The sequence below is a fragment of the Streptomyces griseorubiginosus genome, from assembly GCF_017614965.1.
GTDB lineage: Bacteria > Actinomycetota > Actinomycetes > Streptomycetales > Streptomycetaceae > Streptomyces > Streptomyces griseorubiginosus_B.
Genome location: NZ_WVUG01000592.1, coordinates 1 through 2,027, shown reverse-complemented (window position 1 = coordinate 2,027; position 2,027 = coordinate 1). Strand labels below are relative to the sequence as shown.

Genomic DNA, 2,027 nt, shown 5'->3' with positions numbered 1-2,027 from the left:
GTGCCGGTGCTGGAGGCGGCCGTGGCGGACGCGGTGTGCCCGGCCGAGTCGATGACGACCGCCTTGTAGCGCAGGGGCGTTCCGGCCGGGACGTCCTTGGCGATGGTCTGGGTGACCTTGTACGGTGCGTGGTCGGCGGAGCCGAGCGTCCGCCAGCCGCCGTCGCCGACCTGGGCGGCGAAGACGACCCGGTTGAGCCCGCCGCCGGTCACGTCGGCGGACAGCTCCACCGTGCCGGTGGCACCGGCGCCGGGGGCCTTGAGGGTGAGGGTGGGCTTCACGGCGGGCTCAGCGAGCTTGCCGGCCGCCTTGAGGACGATCGCGGACCCGGCCGGGACGGTGACGGTGACCTGCCGGTCGGCGCCGGAGGTGACGTCGTCCGAAGTGCCGTAGATTCCACGGAACTTCATGCCGGCGGAACCGGTCGCGAAGGTCGCCGACTTCGCCTCGCCTGCGTTGTTGAGGGCGACCACGTACTCCTGGCCGGTCCGGGCGTCGGTGCGCGAGAACGCGTAGACGCCGGGGCCGTCGGCAGCGTACCGCTGGGTCTGCACTCCGTCGGCGAGGGCCGGGTTGTCCTTGCGCAGCTTGCCGAGCGCGCTGATCTGCCGGTACAGGGGTGCGCTCGTGTCGTAGGCGTCGCTCGCGGCGGTGCGGTCGGTGCCGATCTCGTCGTCGTCGAGGTAGTCGGCGACCTTGGAGGCGAACATGGTCTGGCGGGCGTCCTTGTCGCCGCCGGAGCCGGTGAAGCCCTGCTCGTCGCCGTAGTAGACGACCGGGTTGCCCCGGCTGAGGAACATGACCTCGTTGGCGAGTTCGTCCTTCTTGAGGATCTCGGCGTCCGTCGCCTTCGGGTTGTCCTGCTTCAGGAAGTACCCGATCCGGCCCATGTCGTGGTTGCCGAGGAAGGTGACCTGCTCGTAGGCGTTGGCCTTGTCGGTCGTGTACTTGTAGTCGTCCGCGAAGACGCCCGCGAGTTTCTGCGCGCTGCCGCCCTGGGAGGCGTAGGCGCGGGCCGCGTCCTGGAAGGGGAAGTCCAGGGTGGCGTCGAGGCGACCCCGGGTGACGTACGGGGAGGTGACCGACGTGTCGGCGGAGTAGACCTCGCCGAACATGAAGAAGTTCCTACGGCCGTGCTCCGCCGCGTACTTGTCCAGCGCGGTCGCCCACTGGGTCCAGAACTCCATGTTCACGTGCTTGACGGTGTCGATCCGGAACCCGTCGATGGCGAAGTCCCGCACCCACCGCTCGTAGATCTTCTCCATGCCGCTGACGACCTCGGGCCGCTCGGTCCACAGGTCGTCCAGGCCCGAGAAGTCGCCGTAGGTCGCGGACTCCCCGGCGAAGGTCGAGTCGCCGCGGTTGTGGTACATCGTCGGGTCGTTGAGCCAGGAGGGGACCTTCGACCGGCTGGTGACCGTGGGCGTGCGCGGGAACGAGGCACTGGAGACGGCCGGGAACGTCTTCTTCCCGTCCGCGTAGTCGGCGTCGTCGAAGGGCCGTCCGTCCTTGGTCAGATAGGGGAAGGCGCCCTTGGAGAGGTAGTCGTAGGACTTCTCCTTGTAGTCGACGACGTCGGCGGTGTGGTTGGTGATGACGTCGAAGAAGACCTTCATGCCCTTGGCGTGCGCCTTCGAGACCAGGGTCTGAAGGTCCTTGTTGGTGCCGAAGTGCGGGTCGACCTGGGTGAAGTCGGTGATCCAGTAGCCGTGGTAGCCGGCCGAGGCGTTGCTCCCGGTGCCCTGCACCGGCCTGTTCTTGAAGATCGGGGCCATCCAGATGGCGGTGGTCCCGAGACCCTTGATGTAGTCGAGGCGCCGGGTCAGGCCCTTGAGGTCGCCGCCCTGGTAGAACCCCTTGTCGCTGGGGTCGTAGCCGGTGGACAGGCGTGAGCCGGTCAGACCGCCCTTGTCGTTGCCGGTGTCGCCGTTGGCGAAACGGTCCGGCATGACGAAGTAGAACTGCTCGCGGGTGTCGTCGTGCCGGGCGGGCTCGGCGGCGAGCTTCTTGTCGGAGGGCGGTGGGGG

Annotated in this window: 1 protein-coding gene; it reads right to left on the bottom strand. The window is 68.4% G+C overall.

What is annotated here, in order from left to right; all coding sequences use genetic code 11:
* Window positions 1–2,027 (bottom strand): alpha-amylase family glycosyl hydrolase (locus tag GRC12_RS43980; RefSeq protein WP_208786023.1); only part of this gene is annotated, 2,027 nt, incomplete at both ends.